We start from the raw sequence: 17,750 nt of genomic DNA, 5'->3' as shown, positions 1-17,750 counted from the left end.
TAAGTACACATGAACCTTCTGCGCACTCTATTGCGGGCAAATAGGGCAAACTTATGCCCACTTCCCGCTGTGCCGCATGATTCGTCTTTGCGTTTAGAACATACTGCGGAAGGAAGAAAGGGGGATAAAGAGCATCTCCCCGCAGGGCTGCCTCACTTTTGAAAAAGCGACATCATTTTGCCCGAAATTAAGAGTTTGGAAGACCACACTGTGTCACCCGTGTGTTCCGGCCTGCCTGAATGTGATGAGACTTCCAGCGTGCTGTAATGCTGAGACACGGTATGAAAAAATACTTCTATCTTTCTCTGCTGAATACGCTATTTCGTTCATCAAACCTTGTCGAAAACCGTTTCATACGCTGAGCCTGCCGGGGAGACCTTGATGTGAAGAGGCACGCCCGCTCCAGCTTGTATCGGAGGACCCGCATGTCTTTTTCCCGTTTTCTTGCCGCTGGTGCCGTTGCTTTTGGTGTGCTGCACAGCACCGTAACGCTTGCTGCCACCCCGTGCGGCCACTCCCCGGCGCATGAAGCGTTCGATATTCAGGCTCTGAAAAGTGAGCTGATGGTCACGGCTCTCTCCTGCAACGCGCAGGACCGTTACAATGCGTTTGTCGGCAAGTTCCGCACCACGCTGCTGAATGAAGAGCAGAAGCTCAATACTTATTTCCGCAGCACCTATGGCAGCAGCGCCCAGCGTGAACATGATGATTACATCACGCAGCTGGCCAACATTCAGTCCGAAAAAGGCCTTCAGTCCGGCACCATCTTCTGCATGCAGCGCATTGCAATGTTTGACGAAGTGAATGCTCTGGAAAGCTCTGAAGATCTGGCCAACTACACGGAAGCCAAAGACGTCACCCAGCCGGCTTCTTTTGAAACCTGTGCAGCTCCCGCCGCCTCTCATTCAGCTCGTCCGGCACGCCGCGCAACAAAAGCCAAAGCAAAAACCACACGTCGCGCCTGAGGCACTCTGCCTGGCGACGGATGGTATGACATTTCAGGCCCGACCATCCGTCGCCTCTCCCGATCAGGCCTGCTTGACGAATCAGCGACAAAGCGGGACAGACCATATCCATGAGCGACCTGTTTTCTGCGCCCCCGCCTTCCCGCAAACCTTCGGGAAAAACTGCGACCAAAGCTGAGACCAGCCCCCAGGCTTATGACGCCAGCGCCATTGAGGTTCTGGAAGGGCTTGAGCCAGTCCGCCGCCGCCCCGGTATGTATATCGGCGGTACGGATGAGGCCGCCCTGCATCACCTTGCCGCCGAGGTTCTGGACAACGCGATGGATGAAGCCGTGGCTGGCCATGCCTCGGCCATTGATGTGCGGTTGGACCCGGAAAATCGTCTGACCATTCGCGATAACGGACGCGGTATTCCTGTTGATGCGCATCCGCGCTTTCCGGACCGCTCCGCGCTGGAAGTTATCCTCACCACCCTGCATGCAGGCGGTAAGTTCTCCGGCAAGGCCTACGCGACGTCCGGCGGCCTGCACGGAGTCGGGTCTTCCGTCGTGAACGCCCTCTCCTCCCGCATGGATGTGGAAATTGCCCGCGACCGCGCCATCTGGCGGCAGGCCTATGAACGCGGAAAACCCGTCACGGCGCTGGAAAAGGTCGGCCCCACGCAAAACCGGCGTGGCACCCAGATTACATTCCAGCCAGATACGCTCATTTTCGGTTCGCACGTTTTTGTGCCGTCCCGACTCTACAAGCTGTGCCGCTCCAAGGCGTTCCTGTTCCGCGGCGTGACCATTCGCTGGTCGTGTGATCCGTCTCTCATCAAAGCGGGGGATGAAACCCCGACGGAAGCCACGCTGCACTTCCCCGGCGGTCTGGCCGACAGCCTGACGGATGAACTCGGTGCTTCCGCTCCGCTGCTCACCCCGCTCTGGGCTGGTGACGCCAGCCTGCCCCCTGCTTCCGACGGCACAGATAATGGCCGCGTGGAATGGGCTGTGGCGTTTCTGGAAAGCGGCACCGCTGCGCTGGCCTCCTACTGTAACACCATCCCCACCCCGCAGGGTGGCACGCATGAGACGGGCTTCCGTAACGCGCTGGTCAAAGGCCTGCGCGCCTGGGGAGACCAGCGGTCTAACAAGAAAGCGGCCTCCATCACGGCGGAAGATGTGCTGGGTATGATTGCCGCCAAGCTGTCCGTCTTTATTCGGGACCCGCAGTTTCAGGGCCAGACCAAGGAAAAGCTGACTTCGTCCGAAGCCAGCAAGCTGGTGGAAACCGCCCTGCGCGACCGGTTCGACCACTGGCTGGCCCAGAACCCGCCGCAGGCCGATGCCCTGCTCGGCTTTGTGATTGAGCGCGCCGAAGAACGCCTGCGCCGCCGTGAGCAGAAAGATACACCGCGTAAAAGTGCGACACGCCGCCTGCGCCTGCCGGGCAAGCTGACGGACTGCACGCGGGAACGCGCCGAGGAAACCGAAATTTTTCTGGTGGAGGGCGACTCCGCTGGTGGCTCCGCCAAGCAGGCCCGTAACCGGGAAACACAGGCGGTCCTACCTCTGCGCGGCAAAATTCTGAACGTGGCCAGCGCCACCACGGAAAAACTCCGCGCCAATCAGGAACTCCGCGATCTGATCGAAGCCCTCGGCTGTGGCTCAGGGGACCGGTTTGAGCTGAGCAAGCTGCGCTACGGGCGCGTCATCATCATGACCGATGCTGACGTGGACGGTGCGCATATTGCCTCACTGCTCATGACGTTCTTCTACCGGGAGCTGCCGGATCTGATCCGCAACGGGCGGCTCTATCTGGCCCAGCCCCCGCTCTATCGGCTGACGCAGGGGGCACACACCGTCTATGCGATGGATGATGCCGACCGCGAGCGCAAAATGAAGACGGCCTTTAAGTCAAAAGGCAAAATTGATGTCTCCCGCTTTAAAGGTTTGGGCGAAATGCCTCCGGGTGACCTGAAAGAAACCACTATGGACCCCAAACGCCGCACGCTGCTGCGGGTAGTGGCCCTGCCGGAAGACCGGCTGGCTACGCGGGAAAGGGTGGAAAGCCTGATGGGCCGCAAGCCGGAGCTGCGCTTTGCCTTCATTCAGGAACATGCTCAGTCTGTTGGTGAACTGCTGGATGTATGATCCAGCCCCCCTTTTCTAACGTCATGTTCGGCATGCTCCGGACTTCTGGACAGGTCTGAGCATGCCCGCTTCTTTTGCCACCAGCCCCGTCAAGGAACGCCTGCTGGCCCTGACCCAGCTGGTGGGCAGCATGGTCTGCCTTCAGTTTGGCTCGTCTCTGGCCAAGTCGCTGTTCCCGCTTTTTGGCGCGGCGGGCATGGTTGGTCTGCGCACGACCTTTGCGGCTACCGCGCTGGTTGTGTTTTTCCGCAGCTGGCACGCCATCTCACGCCGCACTCTCCGGCTTGTCCTGCCTTACGGCATTGCCATTGCCGGGATGAACCTGTGCTTCTATCTGGCGCTGGAACGCATCCCGCTGGGCATGACTGTCGCCATTGAATTTACCGGCCCGTTATTTCTGGCCTTTATTGGCTCCCGCAGGCTGGCTGATCTTGGCTGGATTGTGCTGACAGTGCTGGGCCTGTGCCTGCTACTGCGCCCGGATACAGCCGCCCTGCCTGATATGCTGGGCGTTGTGTATGCCGTGGGAGCCGCCATCTGCTGGGCGCTCTATATCATTTTTGGCAAACGCATGACGGGCAAGCTTGCCCCCGGCCACGCCTGCGCGCTGGGCCTGCTGTGCAGCGCGGTGATCCTCTTCCTGCCCTGCTTTACCCCGGCATTCGTCATCGGCCTGCATCACCCGCTCTTGCTGGGTATGGCCGTGCTGGTGGCCCTGAGCTCCTCCGCCCTGCCTTATGCGCTGGAGATGCAGGCTATGCACCGGCTCTCCGCGCGGGATCTGGGCGTGCTGTATAGTCTGGAACCTGTGTGTGCAGCCTGTGCCGGGATTCTGCTGCTGCACGAAACCCTTTCCCCTCTGCGCATGGGCGGCATTCTGTGCATCGTGCTGGCGTCTGCCGGCACAGTGCTGACCCCGGGTAAAAAAGGCCCGCCGAACGAACAGCCTGAGTTACCGCAGTAAAACAGCCCCCACACCAACGCCGGACAGAGCAGAACTATAAAGCGCGGTTTTATCGGGCTGCCAGATGCACCGTGGCGTCCGGCAAAGAGGCCGTCGTTGCGAGGGGGCCATGATGCATGGCCTGCATCACCACCGGGTCAAACAGGCGTGTAAAGCTGCCCGGATGAATGCCCATCCAGAGCGTGACAAGCGCCAGCGGCGCCAGCACCGCAATTTCCCCCACACTCAGGTCACGCAGCAGATGCACCGTGCCCTGCAAGCCGCCAAACAGCACCCGACGATACAGGGAGAGCATATACACCGCCCCCATGATCATGGTGCCCCCAGCCAGCAGCGCCACCCAGAACGAGACATGAATTGCCCCCATCAGCACCAACACTTCCCCCACAAAGGAACCCGTGCCGGGCAGGCCGATATTGGCCATGGTGAACAGCATGGTCAGCAGTGCCAGCACCGGCATTTGCCGAGCCACTCCGCCCAGAGCGGAAATCTGCTGCGTGTCCGAGCGGAGGGCGACCGCGGAAACACAGAAGAACAGTGCCGCAATCACCACCCCGTGCGAGAGCATCTGAAAAATAGCCCCGTCGATCCCTTCCGCCGTCAGCGTGAACAGCCCCACAGCAATCATGCCCATGTGGGAAAAGGAAGAATAGGCGATCACGCGCTTCATATCCGTCTGCGCAAAGGCGACAAAAGCAGCATAGAGAATCGCCACCACGCCCAGCGCCAGCACATAGGGTGCGAACAGATGCGCGGCATCCGGGAACATCAGCACCCCAAAGCGCAGCAGCCCATATGCCCCGGTTTTGGACAGCACGCCGGAGAGCATGGCGGAGGCCGGTGCCGGTGCCTCGGAATACGCATCCGGCAGCCAGGCATGCAGCGGGAACAACGGCAGCTTCACGCCAAAGGCCAGCAGGAAGGCCAGTAGCAGCCAGCCTTGCAGGGAATGGGAAAACCCTGCCTGCATCAGCGCCGGGATATCCGTAGTGCCGGCCTGCTGCCACATCACGATCAGCGCGATGAGCATGAACAGCGAGCCGCCAAACGTGAACAGGAAGAACTGCAACGAGGCCCATGCCCGTTTGGGGCCGCCCCAGATGCCGATCATCAGACTCGCGGGGATCAGTGTTGCTTCGTAAAACACATAGAACAGCAGCAGGTCCTGCGCGGAAAACAAGCCAAAAAGTGCCGTTTCCAGCAGCAGCATGGCCGCGACAAACTCCCGCGCCTGCGTGCGGATGCTGCGCGCCCCCGCCGCCATAGCCAGTGGTGTGAGAAACGCCGTGAGCAGGATAAACACCAGCGAGATGCCATCTACCCCGGTATGATAGGAGATCCCTGCATCTGCGACCCAGCCCAGCTGGGTTTCAAACTGTAAGCCCGGTGTTGCCGGGTTAAAGCCGCACCAAAGTGCTACGCTCAACGCCAGAACGGCCAGACTGGTGCCCAGCCCGATCCGCCGGGCCAGAAGGTTCTGCGCCTCCCCTCCCCGACAAAAAAGCCAGACCACCAGCGCACCAGCCAGTGGGATATAAGTTATCAGAGACAGCAGAGCGTGGGGCACGGCGTTTTTACCATCCAGATTGCATCACTTCACTCTGACCCTGCGCTCTTTTAGAAAGAGAAACCAGAGAAGTGCTGTTCACGTTCCGCAGAGCACACGCCAATACTCTGTGAGAACCTGCGGCATCTCACCGCCGCCCGAACAATTTTTCCAGATCGTTTTTTGTCATTTTCAGCCAGGTTGGCCGCCCGTGGGAACAGGTGCCAGCGCGCGGCGTGGCTTCCATCTGCCGCAAGAGGGCATCCATCTCTTCCCGGCTCAGGCGCCGCCCGGCGCGAATACTGCCGTGGCAGGCCATGCGGGCAATCACTGCGTCCAGCCGTCCGTCCAGCGAGGGCATTTCATCCGGCGCGCCTGCATCATCTGCTTCCAGCTCTTCGGCCAGATCCCGCAGCAAGCCAATGGCATCCGTGGTGTTCAGCATGGCAGGAAGCGCGCGCACCAGCACGGCAGTGCCCCCAAAGGCTTCCAGTTCAATGCCGAGTTTAGCCAGCATCTCCTGCCGGCTGACCAACACATCCACCTGTCCGCGTGGCAGTTCCACCACATCCGGCACCAGCAGGCGCTGGCCGCGTATACTCCCGCTGAGGAACTGCTCCCGCAGCCGCTCATGCGTCAGCCGTTCGTGCGCGGCATGCTGGTCTACCAGCACAAGGCTACCGTCCGCTGCCACCGCAATAATGTAGGTATCCAGCACCTGCGCCACCGCCGCCCCCAAGGGGTGCGCGGCGGCCTGCGGGGCAGATCCGGCAGGATACGACTCCGGTGATGCGCCCGGCACCATGCCGCCTGCATCCCACCCAGCACCGCCCTGAGCATAACCGGGAGGCACCCGCCCGTCTTGTGTCTGCCCATCCGGTGAAAAGGCCGTGTTGGAAGCCTCATCAAAGTTATCTGCACCGGGCAGAACACCGTCTGCGTCAGGCCCGTGTCCGTGCCTATACGGGTCTGCCTCCTCGACCGCAGGTAACGGCGGCAGCATGCGGGCAGACGGGGTATCGCCCAGCCCGAGGCGCGGCTCGGCAAAGCTCCCCTGCGTGGCATAGGGCACAGGCCGCGGGCCCGGTGCGGGAGGCGCTGGCTGTTGCGGTGGATTTTCCGGCGGATACCAGATGCGGCCCGGTCTGACGGCGGAGAACGAAGGCCGGACGCCAACGCTCCCTGCTCCAGCTTCCAGAGCGCGCCCCAATGTGCCGATCACCAGAGAGCGGACAGAAGCCTCATCCGCAAAGCGCAATTCTGTTTTGGCGGGGTGAACGTTCACGTCCACGCGGTCGGGTGGGATGGTGAGCATTAGCGCCACCACAGGATGCCGCCCGTGCTCAATGACCCGCCGATACGCCACGCGCACGGCGGTTTTCAAAACCGGGTCGACCACCGGGCGGCCATTGACCAGCATGAACTGCCCTGCCGCCGTTGCACGATGCACGGACGGCCCACAGGCAAAGCCCGAGAGCGTCATGCCATCCCGCTCGCCGTGAATTTTCAGGAAACCATCAGCCTCATTCGCCCCCAGCAGGGCCGCAGCCCGCGCCGCCATATCCTGCGCTGGCAGGTCAAACACCACGCGGTCATCCATGCTGAAGCGGAACGCCGTGTCCGGCACCGCCAGCGCCAGACGCCGGATGACGCTTTCAGCATGGCGGCCTTCAACGCGGGCGCTTTTGAGAAACTTGCGGCGGGCCGGGGTGGCAAAAAACAGGTCTTCCACCACCACACTGGTACCCGGTGCGCCAGCACTGGGTTCGGGCGGGAAAATCTTGCCGCCTTCGACGCGGATTTTCCACGCGCCACTCTCGCCACGCGGGCGGGAGGTTATGCTCAGCCGCGCCGCAGCGCCGATGGAGGGCAGCGCCTCCCCCCGGAAACCAAGGGTGCGAATATGAACGAGGGATTCGTCCTGCAATTTGGACGTACAATGGCGTTCAACCGCCAGCGTGAGTTCCTCCGGGAACATGCCGTTCCCGTCATCCGTCACAATAATCTGGTCAATCCCGCCATTTTGCAGGCTGACATCCAGCCGCTTTGCCCCGGCATCAATGGCGTTTTCCACCAGTTCCTTAAGGGCAGCCGCAGGGCGTTCAATCACCTCACCCGCAGCAATGCGGTTTACCAGAACTTCCGGCAGCCGCCGCAGCGTGGGCCGCAGCGGCAAGGTGCCGGAAATTTCAGATGAGGAAGAAAGCCGGTCCGACATGGTCAGACCTCAGCCTTAGAACAGGCCGGATTTTTTGGGGTGCACTGTGGGGGTTACGCCTTTTGTCGGCTTGTTCCCCAGAGCCGCATTGGCTTTCAGGCGGCGGTTTTCCGCATCCGCATCCACAGCGGACCCGGCATTACCACCTTTCCAGAACATCAGCTGGCTCACAAAGCCGGACCCAGCAGCCCCGAGCTCGCCTTCATCCGGCGCATCGGAAGCGTCTGCCGCTTCATTCACCAGAATGGTCTGGGCGCCGCTGGTGTCCCCGTTGGTGCCGCGCAGCGCCACATCGGGGGAGAGCGTTTCCAGAGCCTGCAGGCGTTCACTCTCATCCTGCGGGCGGTCTGCGCCGCTCACCGGCTTGGCCAGCGCATCCATGGGCGGCATGGACAGCGGCGCACGAGTGGTGACGGTGTATTCATCCGGCATACTGCGTTCCAGCCCGAACGCACGGGCGGCTTCCGTCCCGGAACACCCGGTCAGCATTACGCAGCCACCCAGAAGAAGCAGCGGAGAAATCAGTGTCGAGACACGGCACGCCATCTTCTGTCTTATATCCTTCCTGCCCAGCCTGCCGGTACGACAGGTTGCTTTATAAATCACGATGCCTGCTGCTGCCTGTCAGAGAAGACGCTCTGCAACACCAGAACACAGACTGCACATACAATAGCAGAGTCAGCCACATTAAACACATACCATGACCAACCAAAAGCATGTGCATGAATAAAATCGACCACCGCGCCATAACGCACGCGGTCAATAACGTTGCCAATGGCCCCGCCAGTAATGGCCCCCACGCAGGCGGCGGTCAGTTTACTGGGGGTTCTGGCCATCCACACCAGCAGACCACCGGCCACGCTGAGCGCGATAACAGAGAACAGAATCCGCCCGGCATTGCCTAAGCCACCAAACATCCCGAACGTCACAGCATGGTTCCAGACCATGGTAAAGTTCAGCCCCGGCATGACCTTGACGGACACGCGGTCCGGCAGATCCAGCCCATACAAAATCCAGTATTTGCTGAGCTGATCGGCCGAGAGAGCCAGCATCAGCACCAGAAAACCGATGCCGAAGGGCCGGCGCATAAGCGGTGTGCTCACGCGCCCTCCTGCACAGCCGTCACCACCTGCTGTTCCCGCTCCGCCACTACATCGGCACAGCGCAGGCACAGGCCCGGCGCATCCGCACGTGTGCCGGTTTCCGGCAGCACTTTCCAGCAGCGGGCGCATTTCTCACCCTCTGCCGGACGCACAACCGGGGCACCATGCAGTTCACCACCTTCGTCACCCTCAACGTAAACCGAACCGCTCTGCGGGGCGATCAGCACATCCACGTGCGAGACAATGGCCAGCTCGCTCCAGTTCACCCCGGCAAACTCTCCGGCTTCCTCTTCAGAAAGGGTGAGTTCCACCTGCGCCTGCAACGAGGAGCCCACGATGCCATCACGCCGGGCACCTTCAATTTCCGTGGTGATGATACGCCGCACACCGCGCAGGCGCGTCCAGCGTTCATCCAGTTCCGGGTTGCTCCATTCAGCCGGCAGATCCGGAAAGGCCTGCAAATGCACGCTTTCACCGTCTCCAAAGCGGGCCGTCCACGCTTCTTCCGCCGTAAAGACCAGCACGGGTGCCAGCCACGTCGTCAGGCAGCGATGCAGATGGTCCAGAACCGTGCGCGCCGCGCGGCGCGTCAGGCTGGACGGTGCATCGCAATAAAGCGTGTCCTTGCGGATATCGAAGTAGAAAGCAGACAAATCCGTGGTGCAGAAGCCATGCAGAGCCGGATAAACCCCAACCCATTCATGCGTTTCCACAGCGCGAGCCATCAGGCCGCCCAGATCGGTCAGGCGGTGCAGCACCCAGCGTTCCAGTTCCGGAAGCTGGTCATACGGCAGCGCTTCTTCTTCCGTAAAGCCATCCAGAGCCCCCAGCAGCCAGCGCAGCGTATTACGCAGGCGGCGATAGAGTTCGCCCTGCTGCTTGAGGATTTCCTTACCGATGCGCAGATCTTCATTGGTATCGGAATTCATGACCCACAGGCGCAGGATATCTGCGCCCAGATTATCATTCACTTCCTGCGGCGCAATTACGTTGCCCAGAGATTTGGACATTTTGCGCCCATGCTCATCCAGCACAAAACCGTTGGTCACAACGGCCTTGAACGGTGAGATGCCACGTGTGCCAACGCTTTCCAGCAGCGAGGACTGGAACCAGCCGCGATGCTGGTCAGACCCTTCCAGATACAGATCCGCCGGGAAGGACAGACCCGGCTGGCCGAGCACGAAGGAATGGGTGGAGCCACTCTCGAACCAGACATCGACAATGTCGAACACCTGCTCGTAGTCGTCCGCGTTGCGCCCTTCCCCAAGGAAGCGAGAGGCCGGAGAGCTGTACCATGCGTCGGCCCCTTCCTCACGGAAGATGTCCACAACGCGCTGCATCACGTCCGCATCCCGCAGGACTTCGCCGGTGCGTTTTTCAACAAACACGGCAATCGGCACGCCCCATGCGCGCTGGCGGCTGATGCACCAGTCGGGGCGATTTTCGATCATGGACGTCAGGCGATTGCGGGCCTGTGCGGGCACAAACGTCACATCATCCAGCGCATCCAGCGCCTTCTGACGGAGTGCGGATTCGCCATCCATGCGGATGAACCATTGCGGCGTGGCGCGATAGATGACCGGAGCGCGGGACCGCCAGGAATGCGGATAGGAGTGAACCAGTTCACCACGCGCCACCAGACCGGCGGGGGCTGTGCCTGCGGCGTTGGCCTGCTCCATCACGGCGGTCAGCGTCGCACAGACCGGGTCTGCGGCCTTGAACACATGCACACCGGCAAAGCCCGGAACCCACGGCGCATACGTGCCATCATCCTGCACGGTTTCCGGCACTTCCACGCCGTATTCCTTGCACAGGCGGAAGTCGTCCTCACCATGGGCCGGGGCCATGTGCACAAGGCCCGTGCCTGCTTCCGTCGTGACAAAATCACCCGGCAGCATCGGCACATCATAGTCATAGCCGGAGCCACGCAGCGGATGCGCGCAGACGGCCCCCTTCAGCGCCTCGCCCGGCAGGGTGTAGAGAATGTGGTGCGCGGAAACGTGGGCTTCATTACAGAAGCTGTCCACCAGTGCTTCAGCCACCAGAACCTTGGCACCCGGCTCCAGCAGAGCCCCCTCACGCGTTTCATCCACACGCAGCACCACGTAGGTGATCTCCGGCCCATACGCCAGCGCGCGGTTGCCGGGGATGGTCCACGGAGTGGTGGTCCAGATCACCACGGACACATCCTTCAGCGCATGCGCCGGGGTGGGGTCTTTCACAATGGGGAAAGCCACCAGAATGGTTGTGGATTTGTGGTCGTGATATTCAATTTCGGCTTCGGCCAGCGCGGTCTTTTCAACCGGGCTCCACATCACCGGACGCAGGCCACGATACAGCCCGCCATTCAGCAGAAAACGCCCGATTTCCCCGACAATGGCGGATTCGGAAGAGAAATCCATGGTCGCGTAGCGGTTGGCCCATTCGGCCTGCACGCCCAGACGCTTGAACTCTTCCATCTGCACGCCCAGCCATTTGGCGGCATAGGCCCGGCATTCCGCACGGAATTCCAGCGTCGGCACGGAATCCTTATCCCGTTTGGCCTTGCGGTATTCTTCTTCCACCTTCCACTCGATGGGCAGACCATGGCAGTCCCAGCCGGGCACATACCGCACGGCATAGCCGGACATACGGTGGGCGCGGTTGATGACGTCCTTGTTGATCTTGTTCATCGCGTGGCCGATGTGCAGATGGCCGTTGGCATACGGAGGGCCATCATGCAGCGTGAACGGCTGACGCCCTTCCGCCTGCTGCTTTATCTGCTCATCCAGCCCAATCTCAGCCCACCGGGCAAGCCAGTCCGGCTCCCGCTTTGGCAGGTTGCCACGCATAGGGAAGGACGTGCGGGGCAGAAAGACGGTATCGCGATACAGATCGGCGTTAGCGCTTTTCTCTGAATCACTGCTGCTGGATTTAGACATGGAACGGCAGGTGTCACTCTGGTTCGGGTTCGGCACAACAACAGGCCCGCCAGACTGGCAGACCTGCACGTTTATCCGTTATCCAAGCGCAAGCCCAAAGGGTCAAGCTGCAAGGGGCATTATCAGGGTTAATTCCCGCGCAGTTCTTCTTCCAGAACGCCACGAGCCTGCACGGCATCCTGCCTGATCTGGTCTTTCAGCGCGTCCAGCCCCTCAAAGCGTTTTTCCGCCCGCAACATGCGGTGCAACGCTACCGAGAGGGTCTGGCCATACAGGTCCCCGTCAAAGTCAAACAGATTGACTTCCAGCCGGCTTTCCTGCCCGTCATTAATGGTCGGGCGGCGGCCGATATTGGCCACACCGGGCCGGGTCTGGCCGTTGGGCAGCCGCACCGTGACGGCATACACGCCGCGTGCAGGCTCCAGATGCCGCCCGAGCGGAATATTGGCCGTCGGGAAACCCAGCAAGCGGCCACGCTTGTCGCCATGCTGCACCTCACCCCGGATAAACCACGGGCGCCCCAGTTCTTCCGCCGCCCGTTCCGGGTAGCCATCCTGCAACAGTCGCCGGATGCGGGAGGAAGAATACGGTCCAGCTCCGTCGGAGAGGGCCTGCACGGGCGTAAAGCCCATGCCCAGTTCTGCCGAGCGTTCAGACAGGAACGTCACATCGCCGCCGCGCCGATGGCCAAAAGCAAAATCCGGCCCGCAGGCCACATGCTTCAGGCCCAGCGCATCATACAGCACATCCTCCACAAACCGCTCGGCAGACATCTGGGAGAAGGCTTCATCAAACTTAATCTGGAAAACATGCCGCACGCCTAGCGCCTCAAGCGCTGCCAGCTTTTCAGCTGACAGAGTGAGGCGGAACGGCGGGTCCTGCGGGCGGAACAGTTCCCGCGGGTGCGGGTCAAACGTCACCACAGCCAGAGGTAGGTCAGGCCGGGCGGAATGGAGGGTGTGCACCAGATGAGCGTGCCCAAGATGCACCCCATCAAAATTCCCCAGAGCAGCAGCGCAGCCACGAGCTTCATCGGGGATGGCCTTCCAGTTCTCGTGCAGCTGCGCCCTGATCACGCCTGCGGCTCCGCACCGGGCAGACCGAACAGGCGCGCAGCCTCCGGCAGAGTAGCCGCCACCGGGTGGCGCTTGCCCGCCACCGTGCCATCATCCGGGCGGACAATCTGGCAAACCTGCAAACCCGCATCCGCTGCGGCATCCAGCTCAGCCGTTACGTCAGACAGAAACAGCACATCCTCAGGCTCCCAGCCGGTTTCCAGCAGGATGTTGCGATAGCTCTTCTCGTCTTTCTTGCCACCCACGCGCAGGTCAAAAAACCGGCTGAACAGCGGTGTGACGTCACCCTGCTGCGTATGCCCGTAAATCAGCTTCTGCGCAGGTTCGGACCCGGAGGAATACACCGCCAGCGTCAGCCCGGCTTTGGACCAGGCTTCCAGCGCAGGCACCACATCCGGGTAGAGACTGGCAATCAGTTCCCCCCGCTGATAGCCCTGCCCCCACACAATGCCCTGAAGCGCCTTGAGCGGGCCGACCTTAGCGTCCTCATCCATCCAGCGCGTCAGCTGTTCCATAGGCGGCACGCCGGGGGCCAGACGGGCAATTTCTTCCAGCTGCTCATGCACCACCGGGTCATGCGCCTGCTCGGCCACCAGCTTGGGCAGATGGGTGCGGGCATAAGGGAACAGCACCTGATGCACGAAGGAGACCGGGGCCGTTGTGCCCTCAATATCCAGCAGGACGACGCGCGGCGTGTGAGACACTGAACTCATTGATCGTAAGCCATAAAACGGTTTGCAAGGTCGGTGCCGGTATAGTCCGCAACCCAGCCTTCCTTGTGGGTGAAAATCCGCAGAGCCACCACATCCGGCGCAGGCCCGGCATCAAACCAGTGCTTCGTGCCTTCGGGCACGGAAATCAGGTCTGTCTGGGTGCATTCCACATCGTAGATCTTGTCCGCTACGTGCAGGATGAAATGGCCGGAGCCATGCACAAAAAAGCGCACTTCATCTTCGCTGTGCGTATGTTCGGACAAGAATTTGGCCCGCAGCGCAGGAAGGTTAGGCGTGTTGGGGTCCACGCGCATGACGTCAGCCGAGCCAGCCCCCGTCTCGCCCATCAGCTTGTCCAGAAACGGGCGATAAGTGGCCAGCACCGTTTCCGCATCGGCTGAGCGTGGCGGAATTTCCGGGCCTTCCCACCGCTCAAACCGCACACCCAGCGGGCGCAGCTGGCTGGCGATTTCCACCGGGTCCTGCGTCTGCAAAACCGGGGTTTCAGGGACGGTATCCTGATAGATGGTCAGCGTGCTCACAGGCCCAGCTTCCTTCTTTCCAGCAGGCACGCCAGCAGGAATTCCAGTCCTTCCAGCCGTGCCAGTGCGGTTGGCATATCCTTACCCCACACATACACACCGTGGCCGCGAATAATGTACCCCGCCGCCATACTACCGAAAGATGGGGCAACCACCTGCGCCAGACGGGCAATGTCCTGATCGTTCTCAAACAGAGGCACCGGCACAGACGTTTCGTGCGTGGTCTGGCCTTCAAACACTTTCAGCACTTCATAGTCTGCAAGGTGAAGGGCCGGGCCTTTCTCGACCATAGAAAGCACGGTCGCGGCTACGGAATGCCCGTGCAGCACTGCGCCTGCCGTGGGGTCCTGCTGATAGATCTGGCAATGCAGAAGCGTTTCCGCACTCGGCTTATCGCCGTTGCGGTGCGGCTTTCCGGCGTCATCAACCGTGATGACATCCGCCGCCTGCAGGAAGCCCTTATGGCAACCGGAGCGCGTAATGGCGATGCGCCCATCCGGCAGGCGGCGGCTGATATTCCCGGCCGTAGCGGGCACCCAGCCACGCGCATCCATCCGCTGCCCAGCCACCAGAATGTCCTGCGTGGCGCGTGCAAAATCCGTCATGGTTTCGCTCATGCTTTAAATCCGGCTTTGTCTTCAGCCTGCGGACCGCCCGAAGGCGGCCTGCGTCCTGCCGTGCCGTGCGGCAGGCCTCAGGGCTGGTGTGTTTTTTCAGGCTGCACAGCAGCGGGGTCTGCCGGGCTGGCGGCAGGCGGGGGCGAAATATGGCCACCGGCACGGGGAGCCGGTTCATCCATCGGTTCATCATCCGCCATGTGTTTCTTGAAGGATTTAATCCCCTTCGCGAAATCACCCATCATGGAGCTGATCTTGCCGCCACCGCCAAAAACCACCAGCACAACCGCAAGCACAATCAGCCAGTGCCAGATGCTTAAGCTACCCATTCAACAGCCCTCTGTTTATAAGGCCGGCGCACTGCGAACGGCCAAAATTCCCTGTTTCTGTTCTGACCACATGGCGGCGCTTCCCCCATCATGCAAGCCCGATCTCTCTGCCGGGCCTGAAAAACGGGGCAAAATGCCCTGCGGACTGATCACCCGACGGACGCCAGCATCAGGAGCTGCCGCCCTCCAGCACAGGTTCTATAAATCCATACGCAGGGTAGACGGTTTTCCCCATGGCGTGAATAGGCGACCACCAGACACGCACTTGTGTCCAGTTATTGCCCGGTGAGACATCCTCCACCGGCGCACGGCGCGTCACCCGCCCCGGCTCCCAGTTAGCGTGGTCCACCAGCACAAGGCGTGAATTTTTCACCACCCGCACCACAGAGACATGCCCGGACGGCAAACGCCGGGTAGAGCGGAACACCAGCACCTCGCCCGGCTCCGGTGCGGAGGTGCGGGTATAACGCCCTCCGGCCTGCCGCCACCAGCTGGCCGCTGCCCCGCGCAACTGAACGCCGGAATGCTCCCGCGCATAGGGGGCGCACTGCACAGACCCACCCCATCCGCCGTGCCCGGCACAGGCTGCCAGCAACAGCGGCAGTAACAGAACACTCCAACGCTTCACGACTCGGCCCTCAAACGCTCCATCCACTCCTGCGCTTCCGCAGGGTCCATCTCCAGCACCCGCTGTGCCACGTCCCGCCCAAACCCCGCGCGGGCCAGAATGCCCATGGCGCGACGTTCCTCAGCCTCTTCCGGGCTCAGCCTGCGGCCGCCCTCTTCTTCCTTCGCAGCAGAGGCACGCGGTGGGCGGAGCGATGGCAGCCCGGCAAACGGCCCCAGCCGCCGCTTGCGCGCCAGCACAAGAGCGGAAGACAACTCAACTTCCGCAGGAGAAAACCCTTCGACCACCTCCTGCAAGGCGGCCTCACGCACATCAGCTTCCACCCCACGGGCGGCCAGATGCGCCTGCACAGCCCGGCCAGAGCGCCCGGAGCGCACCAGCCTGCGGGCGCGGGCCTGCGCAAAAGCGGCGTCATCCACGGCGCCCAGCCGGATCATATCCTCCGCAACACTTTCCACCACCGGGCGCAGAGCGGCGGCTGTAGCGCGTACATCTTCCTGCTCTGCTCCGGCCTTCAGGGCGCTGCGCTCCCAGCGGGCAATGCGGCGCAGCAACACCTGCTCCAGCCCCTGCCTCGTGGTGGAAAAGCGCGCCAGATGCGCCAGAGCCGCTTCTCTCAACACCTTCCGGTCAGGCGGCGGAACATCGGAAGGGGGTGCGGTGTCAGATCCCATGCCTGACCTTATGCCTCACTTTGCTGCAAAAAGACCATTCCTGACCCATTTACCCGTCCCCTGCGCAAGAAATGTGACAGTTTCATGCGAGATTTTCGTTTTAGACGTTTGACTCTGCCCGCAGGACACCGTCATCATGCCGGGTGCAAACGGGTCGCCCGCTCCAAATCAGGCAGCGGGCCTTTTCTGTTTTGCACTCTTTTCCTTTTTTGATGACCACCTCACACGCAACACAAAGAATTATTCCATGATTCCAGCCCTGACACCGACCTACAACCGTGCCCCCCTCGCTTTTGAGCGTGGCGAAGGCGCCTGGCTGTACACGACGGACGGGCGACGATTCCTGGACTTTGCCGCGGGCATTGCCACCTGCTCCATCGGGCATGCGCACCCGCATATGGTCAAAGAACTCACCGAGCAGGTGGGGCGTGTGATGCACGTGTCCAACCTGTTCCAGATCCCGCAGGCCACACGGCTGGCGGAACGGCTGGTGGCCAACAGCTTTGCGGACAGCGTGTTCTTCTGCAATTCCGGCGCGGAAGCCAATGAAGGCATGGTGAAGTTCGCCCGCCGGGCGCAGGCCATGTCCGGCCACCCGGAACGGACGGACATTATCTGCATGGATGGCGCATTCCATGGCCGGACGCTGGCCATGCTCTCCGCCACCGGCAACCCGAAATATCTGGAAGGCTTCGGCACGCCTGTTCCGGGGTTTGTCCATGTGCCGTTTAATGACATCGCGGCCCTGAAAGCCGCCATTACTCCGCAGACCGCCGCCATCATGCTGGAACCCATTCAGGGGGAAAGCGGCATCAAGGTCGCCAGCCCTGAGTATCTGAAAGCCGTCCGCGCGCTGTGTGATGAAACCGGCGTGCTGCTGGCACTGGATGAAGTGCAGTGCGGCGTGGGCCGGACTGGCAAGCTGTTTGCGCATGAATGGGCCGGGATTACGCCGGATGTGATGTCCGCCGCCAAAGGTCTGGGCGGGGGCTTCCCCATCGGAGCCGTTCTGGCGACGGAAGCCGTGGCTAAAAACATGACGGCAGGCACACACGGCACAACCTTTGGTGGTAACCCGCTGGCCTGCACAGCCGGCAATGCGGTGCTGGATGTTCTGCTGGCCCCCGGCTTTCTGGATCAGGTCTGCGCCCGCGCGACCTTGCTTGACGGCTTGCTGGATGAGCTGGTGCAAAGCGCACCGTCCATTTTTGCAGAACGGCGCGGCCTCGGCCTGCTGATTGGCCTGCGTTGCGTGCCGCCGGTTGGCACGGTGCAGGCTGCCGCACAGGAGGCTGACCTGCTGTGCGTAACGGCGGGGG

General features: G+C 61.6%; 16 protein-coding genes. 4 read left to right on the top strand and 12 right to left on the bottom strand.

The annotated features are described in order from the left end of the window. Window positions 1-425 precede the first annotated feature (425 nt). From HK23_RS01885 to HK23_RS01875, 3 genes are all read left to right on the top strand, one after another. Window positions 426-965, top strand: coding sequence for a hypothetical protein (locus HK23_RS01885; protein ID WP_063907982.1), 540 nt, complete (start codon window positions 426-428; stop codon window positions 963-965). Between the two features lie 110 nt (window positions 966-1,075). Beyond that, a complete protein-coding gene (gene parE, locus HK23_RS01880; protein WP_063907981.1) occupies window positions 1,076-3,100 on the top strand; it encodes a DNA topoisomerase IV subunit B in 2,025 nt (674 codons plus the stop codon). Between the two features lie 61 nt (window positions 3,101-3,161). Further along, the gene (locus HK23_RS01875; protein ID WP_086652673.1) at window positions 3,162-4,064 is read left to right on the top strand and encodes an EamA family transporter; all 903 of its coding nucleotides are present in this window, start codon (window positions 3,162-3,164) and stop codon (window positions 4,062-4,064) included. A 49-nt stretch (window positions 4,065-4,113) separates the two neighbouring features. Here the strand turns inward: HK23_RS01875 and HK23_RS01870 are convergent, their stop codons facing one another. The 12 genes from HK23_RS01870 to HK23_RS01815 all read right to left on the bottom strand — a co-directional run bounded on the left by HK23_RS01870 (window position 4,114) and on the right by HK23_RS01815 (window position 16,431). After that, window positions 4,114-5,631, bottom strand: a complete 1,518-nt coding sequence (locus HK23_RS01870) for a complex I subunit 4 family protein (protein ID WP_086652672.1) — start codon at window positions 5,629-5,631, stop codon at window positions 4,114-4,116. A 127-nt stretch (window positions 5,632-5,758) separates the two neighbouring features. Further along, complete coding sequence (gene mutL / locus HK23_RS01865) at window positions 5,759-7,828, bottom strand: DNA mismatch repair endonuclease MutL (RefSeq protein WP_086652671.1); 2,070 nt, start codon at window positions 7,826-7,828, stop codon at window positions 5,759-5,761. Window positions 7,829-7,843: 15 nt separating this feature from the next. Further along, window positions 7,844-8,374, bottom strand: coding sequence for a DUF3035 domain-containing protein (locus HK23_RS01860; RefSeq protein WP_063907980.1), 531 nt, complete (start codon window positions 8,372-8,374; stop codon window positions 7,844-7,846). Window positions 8,375-8,430: 56 nt separating this feature from the next. Beyond that, the gene (gene lspA / locus HK23_RS01855; protein ID WP_063908360.1) at window positions 8,431-8,916 is read right to left on the bottom strand and encodes a signal peptidase II; all 486 of its coding nucleotides are present in this window, start codon (window positions 8,914-8,916) and stop codon (window positions 8,431-8,433) included. 11 nt (window positions 8,917-8,927) lie between these two features. Continuing rightward, entirely contained in the window at window positions 8,928-11,852 is a 2,925-nt protein-coding gene (gene ileS / locus HK23_RS01850) for an isoleucine--tRNA ligase (protein ID WP_086652818.1), read from the bottom strand. A gap of 128 nt (window positions 11,853-11,980) precedes the next feature. After that, window positions 11,981-12,928, bottom strand: a complete 948-nt coding sequence (locus HK23_RS01845) for a bifunctional riboflavin kinase/FAD synthetase (RefSeq protein WP_179193763.1) — start codon at window positions 12,926-12,928, stop codon at window positions 11,981-11,983. Next, window positions 12,925-13,641, bottom strand: coding sequence for an acireductone synthase (gene mtnC / locus HK23_RS01840; protein WP_086652670.1), 717 nt, complete (start codon window positions 13,639-13,641; stop codon window positions 12,925-12,927). Before mtnC ends, HK23_RS01845 begins: the two co-directional genes overlap by 4 nt. Next, the gene (locus HK23_RS01835) at window positions 13,638-14,183 is read right to left on the bottom strand and encodes a 1,2-dihydroxy-3-keto-5-methylthiopentene dioxygenase (RefSeq protein ID WP_063907979.1); all 546 of its coding nucleotides are present in this window, start codon (window positions 14,181-14,183) and stop codon (window positions 13,638-13,640) included. Before HK23_RS01835 ends, mtnC begins: the two co-directional genes overlap by 4 nt. Next, window positions 14,180-14,800, bottom strand: a complete 621-nt coding sequence (locus HK23_RS01830) for a methylthioribulose 1-phosphate dehydratase (protein WP_086652669.1) — start codon at window positions 14,798-14,800, stop codon at window positions 14,180-14,182. The genes HK23_RS01835 and HK23_RS01830 overlap by 4 nt, the downstream gene beginning before the upstream one ends. A gap of 77 nt (window positions 14,801-14,877) precedes the next feature. Then, complete coding sequence (locus HK23_RS01825; protein ID WP_086652668.1) at window positions 14,878-15,129, bottom strand: twin-arginine translocase TatA/TatE family subunit; 252 nt, start codon at window positions 15,127-15,129, stop codon at window positions 14,878-14,880. A gap of 169 nt (window positions 15,130-15,298) precedes the next feature. Then, entirely contained in the window at window positions 15,299-15,757 is a 459-nt protein-coding gene (locus HK23_RS01820; RefSeq protein WP_086652667.1) for a CHAP domain-containing protein, read from the bottom strand. Further along, window positions 15,754-16,431, bottom strand: a complete 678-nt coding sequence (locus HK23_RS01815; RefSeq protein WP_086652666.1) for a RecX family transcriptional regulator — start codon at window positions 16,429-16,431, stop codon at window positions 15,754-15,756. Before HK23_RS01815 ends, HK23_RS01820 begins: the two co-directional genes overlap by 4 nt. A gap of 247 nt (window positions 16,432-16,678) precedes the next feature. On the opposite strand from HK23_RS01815, the gene HK23_RS01810 reads away from it, so the two are divergent. Then, window positions 16,679-17,750 (top strand): aspartate aminotransferase family protein (locus tag HK23_RS01810; protein ID WP_086652817.1); only part of this gene is annotated, 1,072 nt, incomplete at its 3' end.

It is taken from the genome of Acetobacter malorum (genome assembly GCF_002153605.1).
GTDB classification, from domain to species: domain Bacteria; phylum Pseudomonadota; class Alphaproteobacteria; order Acetobacterales; family Acetobacteraceae; genus Acetobacter; species Acetobacter malorum_A.
This window is presented reverse-complemented; position numbering and strand designations above follow the sequence as displayed.

What these genes read in the sequence shown, in the direction of transcription:
- mutL (WP_086652671.1), bottom strand. Translation starts at nt 7,828, where the DNA reads ATGTCGGACCGGCTTTCTTCCTCATCTGAAATTTCCGGCACCTTGCCG.
- HK23_RS01825 (WP_086652668.1), bottom strand. Translation starts at nt 15,129, where the DNA reads ATGGGTAGCTTAAGCATCTGGCACTGGCTGATTGTGCTTGCGGTTGTG.
- lspA (WP_063908360.1), bottom strand. Translation starts at nt 8,916, where the DNA reads ATGCGCCGGCCCTTCGGCATCGGTTTTCTGGTGCTGATGCTGGCTCTC.
- HK23_RS01830 (WP_086652669.1), bottom strand. Translation starts at nt 14,800, where the DNA reads ATGAGCGAAACCATGACGGATTTTGCACGCGCCACGCAGGACATTCTG.
- HK23_RS01885 (WP_063907982.1), top strand. Translation starts at nt 426, where the DNA reads ATGTCTTTTTCCCGTTTTCTTGCCGCTGGTGCCGTTGCTTTTGGTGTG.
- mtnC (WP_086652670.1), bottom strand. Translation starts at nt 13,641, where the DNA reads ATGAGTTCAGTGTCTCACACGCCGCGCGTCGTCCTGCTGGATATTGAG.
- HK23_RS01875 (WP_086652673.1), top strand. Translation starts at nt 3,162, where the DNA reads ATGCCCGCTTCTTTTGCCACCAGCCCCGTCAAGGAACGCCTGCTGGCC.
- HK23_RS01815 (WP_086652666.1), bottom strand. Translation starts at nt 16,431, where the DNA reads ATGGGATCTGACACCGCACCCCCTTCCGATGTTCCGCCGCCTGACCGG.
- ileS (WP_086652818.1), bottom strand. Translation starts at nt 11,852, where the DNA reads ATGTCTAAATCCAGCAGCAGTGATTCAGAGAAAAGCGCTAACGCCGAT.
- HK23_RS01860 (WP_063907980.1), bottom strand. Translation starts at nt 8,374, where the DNA reads ATGGCGTGCCGTGTCTCGACACTGATTTCTCCGCTGCTTCTTCTGGGT.
- parE (WP_063907981.1), top strand. Translation starts at nt 1,076, where the DNA reads ATGAGCGACCTGTTTTCTGCGCCCCCGCCTTCCCGCAAACCTTCGGGA.